This window comes from Allobosea sp. 10L417 (assembly GCF_056395485.1).
This window is the reverse complement of record NZ_JBFTJP010000004.1, coordinates 368,390-374,791: the sequence shown is the minus strand read 5'-3', so window position 1 is coordinate 374,791 and position 6,402 is coordinate 368,390. Positions and strand designations below refer to the sequence as shown.

Sequence of the window (6,402 nt, the reverse complement as noted above, 5' to 3'; positions counted from 1 at the left end):
TCCTTACCGCGGGGTGGAGCAGCCCGGTAGCTCGTCAGGCTCATAACCTGAAGGTCGTCAGTTCAAATCTGGCCCCCGCAACCAAACACAAAAACCCGTCGCAAGCAGCGGCGGGTTTTTGCGTCTAAAACCCAGAAAAACAGCGCAAAGCAGGCGTCCGCACCAAGTGATGCGCGCGTCACGGTTATGGATCGGCCTGCGGGGCGCCGGCAGATTTGCTGTCCGCTTCGCTTTTTCCATCGACTGCGACGGCCTCGACAAGCCGGATTGCGAGAAGCCGCAGTTTTCGCGAACGGATTCGCGCGAAGGCCTCGTCCAACCGGTGGCCTTCGGAAGGCGGCGTAGGCTCGGCCTCGTAATCGGCCGCCGGCTCCTCGGCCAAGCCGCTCGCCGATGGACTCGTGGCCAGGCCTTCGAAGAAGAAATGCAGATCGACGCCCAGCCGCTGAGAGAGAACGAAGATCGCGCCGGCGGTCAGCCGATCGGACCCATCCTCGTAGTTCCCGATTTGCTGATGCGAGACACCAAGCAAGCGAGCGATGTCCTTCTGAGCGAGCCCCATCTTGCCGCGAAGCAGCCGAAGACGGTCGCCCACATGCCGATTCGCGTGAGTCAATTCCGGTTTCATCGGGCCGCTCTCAGTCTCGATCTGGAGGAAAGCCGCTCGCATTATGCTGCTGACTTTCGAGGCGTCCACTGTCGGGCCGTCGGTTTCTCCTGACAGCGGAGGAGCGCCAGCCGTAATACCATGACTAGCCGCTGGAAACGGGTGGTGCTTCGGGAGCCGCCGCGGCAGGATCGGCGATCCCGGAGAGATGGAGTGAGGCATGGCGCAGGAAGCAGGAAGAATCCATATCGGCATAGGCGGCTGGGTCTACGAACCCTGGCGCGGATCCTTCTACCCGAAGGATCTGCCGCAAAAGCGCGAGCTCGAATATGCCGCGAGCAAGCTAACCTCGATCGAGATCAACGGCACCTATTACGGTTCGCAGAAGCCGGAGAGTTTTGCGAGATGGCGCGAGGAGACGCCCGAGGATTTCGTCTTCGCGCTGAAGGRCTCGCGATTCTGCACCAACCGACGCGTGCTTGCCGAGGCCGCTCCATCGGTCGAGAAATTTTTGAACAGCGGGTTGACCGAGCTCAGGCATAAGCTCGGGCCGATCAATTGGCAGTTCATGCCGACCAAGAAATTCGACCCCGAAGATTTCGAGGCCTTCCTCAAGCTCCTGCCGAAGGAACTGGATGGCGTCTCGCTACGCCATGCCGTCGAGGTCCGGCACGACAGCTTCCGCACGCCTGATTTCATCGCGATGCTGCGCGAGCATGGTGTCGCCGTCATCACCTCTGCCGATGCCGACTATACGCAGATCGCCGATGTGACGGCACCCTTCGTCTATGCGCGGATCATGGGCACGCAGGAAGCCGAGCCGACCGGCTATTCCGAGACTGGTCTCACACGCTGGGCGAAGGCAGCTCGGGACTGGGCCGAAGGCGGGGTACCGGAGGGGCTGGAGACGGTCGGGCCGGCCGCGCCCAAACGGAAGCGCGACGTCTTCCTCTATGTCATCAGCGGCGGGAAGGTCCGCAATCCCGCGGCGGCGATGGAACTGATTGCACGAACCAGAGATTGAGGTTCAGGCCGTCGTGACCGCCTCCTGCACCACGACTTCCTGGCAGACATCGACCCATTCGGCCTGGGTGAGCTCGGCCATGCGCTGCGGCGCGATGCGCAGCGCGCTATGCGTCGAGCCAGCCGCCGGGACAACGATATCGAAGGCTTTCAACGAGAGGTCGCAATAGACCTTGAGCGGCGTTGCCAGACCGAAGGGGCAGACGCCGCCGACCGGGTGGCCCGTCAGGGCTTCAACCTCTTCCTGCCCGAGCATGCGCGGCTTGCCGCCGAGCCCGGCCTTCGCCTTCCTGTTGTCGAGCCGCGCATCGCCGCGCGTCACGACCAGGACGACCTCCTCGCCGATACGCAGTGAGAGCGTCTTGGCGATCTGGCCGGGTTCGACACCATGGGCCGCGGCGGCGAGCGGCACTGTGGCGCTGCTCTCATCGGTCACGACGACGGTGATGTCGGGAGCGCGTTCGGCGAAGAAGGCGCGGACGGATTGAAGGCTCATCGGGCAATTCGCGAGGTCGACCAGAGGATCAGCAGGCTGGCTACCGCCGGCACGCCGAAGACGATGAGGAAGATAGGCGCTTCCTCCATGACGGTATAGCCCGCCCGGCTGACGCCGATCCAGAGGTTGATCAGGGCGCCGACCAGCCAGAGCGGCAGGAACAATCGGATGGCGAACGCGATCGGCCGGCCGGCGGAGATGGCGAGCCGAGGCGCAGCGACGAGCAGGATGCCAAGCAGGGCGAAGCCGATACCGATGACCTTGACGGTGTGCATGCGTCAGCCCTGCCCAATCGAAATCAGGATGAAGAACAATCGATTATCTTGCTCTGCGCAAGCCGCGGGCATGCACGGTTTATCCTTTTGCCGGGCCGCGCGCCCTTACGAGCGATCCGGCGGCGCGGCCGGCCGCTTCGATATAATCGGGATTGCGATGGATCAGCATGATCGAAAAGGCGCCATCCATCAGCAGGACGATTTCGCGGGCCAGAGCCTGCGCGTCGGCAAGGCCGCGACCCTGCATCTCCTGCGACAGCCAGTTTTCGAAATTTGCCTTGTGACGTGCCCCCGCCTTGACGGCCGGGTGGCCGGGCATGGCAGCCAGTTCCGCGGCCGTGCGCAGGAAACCGCAGCCCTTCCATTTGGGATGCCGCGCGACGCGGGCCAGATTGGCGAAGATCGCTTCCACCTTGCAGTCGACGCTGCCATCGGCAGCCTCGAACCAGCCGGCCATCTGCTCCAGGTTCGGCTGATCCCGGGCCTCGAGATAGGCGGCGACCAGATCGTCCTTGCTCTTGAAATGATAGTAGAGCGTCCGCTTGGTCAGCCCAGCCTTCTCGGCCACGGCGTCCACGCTGACGCGGCCGATGCCCTCCGCATAAAAGAGCTTGCTCGCGGCGTCGATGATGCGCTTGCGCGTCGGGCTGGGTGCATCGGACATTCCACTATGTATACCGACTAGTGAATATACACAAATCGCAAAGGCCGCGATCGTCATCCGGTGAACCTGCTGGAAAGGAACGCCGATGAGCGATCTCGTCCTAACCGACACCCGCGATGCCATCGCGACGCTGACCCTGAACCGCCCCGACAAGCTCAATGCCTTGAGCTACGCCCTGATCGACCGGCTCCTCGAATTGCTCGACCTGATCGAGACCGAGGAAGCCATCCGGGTGGTGATCCTGACGGGAGCGGGCGACCGCGCATTTTCGGCAGGGGCGGACATTCATGAGTTCTCGCAAAGCGTCGCGCAGGGCGCCGATGTCGCCATGCGGGATTTCGTCATGCGCGGCCAACGGCTCACCGCGCGGCTGGAAGCCTTTCCCAAGCCCATCATCGCCGCGGTCAACGGCCTGGCCTTCGGCGGCGGCTGCGAGATCACCGAAGCCGTTCCGCTGGCGATCGCGAGCGAGCGAGCTTCATTCGCCAAGCCGGAGATCAATTTGGGCATGCCGCCGACATTTGGTGGAACCCAACGTCTGTCCCGGCTGGCCGGACGCAAGCGCGCGCTGGAGCTGCTGTTGACGGGCGACGTCTTCTCGCCGGAGCGAGCCGTCGAGCTCGGCCTCGTCAATCAGGTCGTCGCGCATGACCAGCTCATGCCGGCCGCGCGCGATCTGGCCGGGCGAATTCTGCGGCATTCGCCGCTCGCGGCAGCGAGCATCCTGCGGGCGGTCACGCGCGGCCTCAACCAGAGCATCGCCGAGGGGCTGCTGATCGAAGGGGAGCAATTCGCCCGGACGGCGCCGACTGCCGATCTGCGGGAGGGGCTCGACGCCTGGATCGCGCGCCGCAAGCCGGCCTATCCCGGATCCTGGTCGGCTAAGGCCGCGGTGTAAGTGGGAGGCCAGCCATGACGGGTTTCACGAGCTTCTCACGCGAGGCCTTCGCCGCGTTCCGCGCAGACAACCGGCCGGGGCCGGTCCATATGCTCAATCTGATCCGGCTGCATGCCGAAGCCCGTTATCCCGACGGACTGAGAGCTACTGGCGCGGAGGCCTATTCCAGCTATGGCCGGATCAGCGCGCCGGTGTTCGCGCGGCACGGCGGCCGTATCGTCTGGCGGGGCCGCTTCGAGCTCGGCCTGATCGGTCCGGAGGAGGACCACTGGGATATCTGCTTCATCGCGGAATATCCCAGCCCCGATAGTTTCGCCGACATGTTGCGCGAACCGATCTACCGGGAGGCGATGGCGCATCGCCTGGCGGCGGTGGCCGACAGCCGGCTCATCCGACTGGGAGTCCTCCCAAGCGGCACCCGTTTCGACGGGCCTTCATGACGCGACCACCCATTGCCGCTCGGCTCAGGTGGTTTCGATCAAGCCTTTCTCCCGCGCCTCAGCAGAAGCCTGCTGGGCCGCGAACTTCAGTGCTGGGCAGAGCATCGAAACGCCCTTTGCATTCCCTACGAGATCGTCCTTGGCAAACAGCTCCGCCAGCCAGTCGACGAAAACGCGCACCTTGTTGCTGAGGTGCCGGTTTGGCGGATAGACGATGTGAAGCGGCTTTGGCGCTGCGCACCAATCGAGCAGGAGCGGCACGAGCCGCCCGTCTGCGATCGGCTCTCGGGCCATGAAGGTCGGCAGCTGCACGATGCCATGGCCGGCCAGGCCGGCGGCGAGATAGCCGGTGCCGTCATTGAGCGAGATGGCGTAGCGGCCGTTGATTTCGATCGTCTCGGCCGGGTTCTGGTAGATCATCGACAGCACGCGGCCGCCGAGTGCCGGTCGGTAGGCGACGATCTGATGGCCGTCCTCGATGTCGCGCGGATGGCGGGGCGTGCCGAAGCGGGCAAGATAGTCCGGCGAGGCGCAAGTGATGAGCTGCATCTCGCCGATCCGCCGGGCGATCAGGCTCTGGTCCGTGATCTCGCCGGCCCGCACCGCGCAATCGAGGTTTTCGCCGATGAGATCGGCCGGGCGGTCGCCCAGGCCGAGATCGAGCTGGATGTCGGGATAGCGCGCCTGGAATTCGTGCAGCGCCGGGATGATCACCGAGATCGCCAGTGCCGAACTGCAATCGACCCGGAGCCGGCCGCTCGGCCGCGCCTGCGCCAGCGTGAGACTCGCGTCGAGTTCGGAGAGTTCGTCGAGCAGGCGCAGCGCCCGCTCGTAATAGGCCGCGCCGTCCATGGTCACGGTCACGCGCCGCGTTGTCCGATTCAAGAGTTTGGCGCGCAGATGCGCTTCGAGCTGCTGGATCAGCTTGGTGATGGTTGGCTTGGGCATGTCGAGGAGATCGGCGGCGCGCGTGAAGGTTCCGGTCTCGACGACCCGCACGAAGGCTCGCATCGCTGCCAACTGGTCCATGACGTCAAATTGTTTCCGTAGGGAAATAATGAATGAGTGGATAGCGTATTTATTCCGAAATGCCGATTCACTAATCCGTGCTGCAACGCAACAGCGAGGGTGAGCCAATGCCCGCGATCGCCGCGCAGAAGCTGCAGCCGGTGCTTTCCGTCTTCTGGCGGGAAGAAAGACTGAGCGCCGGTCGAGAGACCTTCACCGGCCGCCTCTACGTTCCCGCCGAGGTTCCGGACAATGCCGGCCTCGTGCTGCATCTGCATGGCGGCCATTTCAACAGCGGCTCGCCGGCCGAGGGGCAGGCCGTCGCCACCGCCCTGACGGAGGCCGGCGCGGTCGTGTTCTCGCTCTCTTACCCGCTTGCTCCGGTGCAGCGCTTCCCCGAGACGCTGGAGCGCATCTATGCAGCGCTCGAGGCTCTTGCCAGGGGTCGCAATCGCTGGGCGACGCGCGGCGCGCCGATCTATGTCGCCGGTGAGGAAGCCGGCGGCAATCTCGCTGCGGCGCTGGCCATGATGGCGCGGGATCGCGGCGGCCCGGTGCTTGCTGGCCAGATCCTGTTGTCGCCGATGCTCGACGCCTGCCTCGGTACGGCTTCGCTGCGCGGCGCCCAGGCCGGACCGGTCGGCTGCCGCTGGGCCGATGGCTGGGCCGAGTATCTCGGCACGCCCGAGCGCGCCGCCCACCCTTACGCGGCTCCGCTTCAGGCGACCCGCCTCGCCGGCCTGCCGCCGGCTCTGCTGATCAGCGGGCAGGACGACCCTATGCGGGACGAGGCGGCGCAATATGCCGCCCGCCTCGGCCAGGCCGGCATCGCCGTTCGCCATGTCGAGTTCACCGCGCCGACGCGCTGGCCGCAGGCCTATGCGGATGCGGCGGAGGAAGGCTCCTGTCTCTGCAAAAGCTGCGGCGAGATCGCCGCTTTCTATGAACGGACCGCGCCCTCCTAGCGCTCGCCCTCTTTCGACACCCACGG

General features: G+C 65.1%; 9 protein-coding genes and 1 tRNA gene. 5 read left to right on the top strand and 5 right to left on the bottom strand.

Going from position 1 to position 6,402, the window contains the following annotated elements; all coding sequences use genetic code 11:
* Positions 1-7 precede the first annotated feature (7 nt).
* A tRNA-Met gene (locus tag AC1DE3_RS14105) sits at positions 8-84 on the top strand.
* A 100-nt stretch (positions 85-184) separates the two neighbouring features.
* On the opposite strand, the gene AC1DE3_RS14100 is transcribed toward AC1DE3_RS14105, so the two are convergent.
* The gene (locus AC1DE3_RS14100) at positions 185-697 is read right to left on the bottom strand and encodes a helix-turn-helix domain-containing protein (RefSeq protein WP_476852456.1); all 513 of its coding nucleotides are present in this window, start codon (positions 695-697) and stop codon (positions 185-187) included.
* 130 nt (positions 698-827) lie between these two features.
* Between AC1DE3_RS14100 and AC1DE3_RS14095 the strand changes: the two genes are divergently transcribed.
* Positions 828-1,631 (top strand): DUF72 domain-containing protein, encoded by an 804-nt coding sequence (locus AC1DE3_RS14095; protein ID WP_476852455.1) that lies wholly within the window; start codon positions 828-830, stop codon positions 1,629-1,631.
* 3 nt (positions 1,632-1,634) lie between these two features.
* On the opposite strand, the gene AC1DE3_RS14090 is transcribed toward AC1DE3_RS14095, so the two are convergent.
* The 3 genes from AC1DE3_RS14090 to AC1DE3_RS14080 all read right to left on the bottom strand — a co-directional run bounded on the left by AC1DE3_RS14090 (position 1,635) and on the right by AC1DE3_RS14080 (position 3,065).
* Positions 1,635-2,126 (bottom strand): YbaK/EbsC family protein, encoded by a 492-nt coding sequence (locus AC1DE3_RS14090; protein ID WP_476779657.1) that lies wholly within the window; start codon positions 2,124-2,126, stop codon positions 1,635-1,637.
* A complete protein-coding gene (locus tag AC1DE3_RS14085) occupies positions 2,123-2,401 on the bottom strand; it encodes a hypothetical protein (RefSeq protein WP_476779656.1) in 279 nt (92 codons plus the stop codon). The genes AC1DE3_RS14090 and AC1DE3_RS14085 overlap by 4 nt, the downstream gene beginning before the upstream one ends.
* 79 nt (positions 2,402-2,480) lie before the next feature.
* Positions 2,481-3,065 carry a TetR/AcrR family transcriptional regulator gene (locus tag AC1DE3_RS14080; RefSeq protein ID WP_476797090.1) on the bottom strand — a complete coding sequence of 195 codons (585 nt, stop codon included), beginning with the start codon at positions 3,063-3,065 and terminating at the stop codon, positions 2,481-2,483.
* 85 nt (positions 3,066-3,150) lie between these two features.
* On the opposite strand from AC1DE3_RS14080, the gene AC1DE3_RS14075 reads away from it, so the two are divergent.
* Positions 3,151-3,963, top strand: coding sequence for a crotonase/enoyl-CoA hydratase family protein (locus AC1DE3_RS14075; protein ID WP_476852454.1), 813 nt, complete (start codon positions 3,151-3,153; stop codon positions 3,961-3,963).
* Positions 3,964-3,977: 14 nt separating this feature from the next.
* On the top strand, positions 3,978-4,403 hold the full coding sequence (locus AC1DE3_RS14070; protein ID WP_476797088.1) for a DUF1330 domain-containing protein: 426 nt from the start codon (positions 3,978-3,980) through the stop codon (positions 4,401-4,403).
* Between the two features lie 24 nt (positions 4,404-4,427).
* On the opposite strand, the gene AC1DE3_RS14065 is transcribed toward AC1DE3_RS14070, so the two are convergent.
* Entirely contained in the window at positions 4,428-5,432 is a 1,005-nt protein-coding gene (locus AC1DE3_RS14065) for a LysR family transcriptional regulator (protein ID WP_476797087.1), read from the bottom strand.
* Positions 5,433-5,539: 107 nt separating this feature from the next.
* Here AC1DE3_RS14065 and AC1DE3_RS14060 point away from each other — a divergent pair, with 107 nt between their 5' ends.
* Positions 5,540-6,376, top strand: a complete 837-nt coding sequence (locus AC1DE3_RS14060) for an alpha/beta hydrolase fold domain-containing protein (RefSeq protein WP_476797086.1) — start codon at positions 5,540-5,542, stop codon at positions 6,374-6,376.
* The last annotated feature ends 26 nt before the right edge of the window (positions 6,377-6,402 follow it).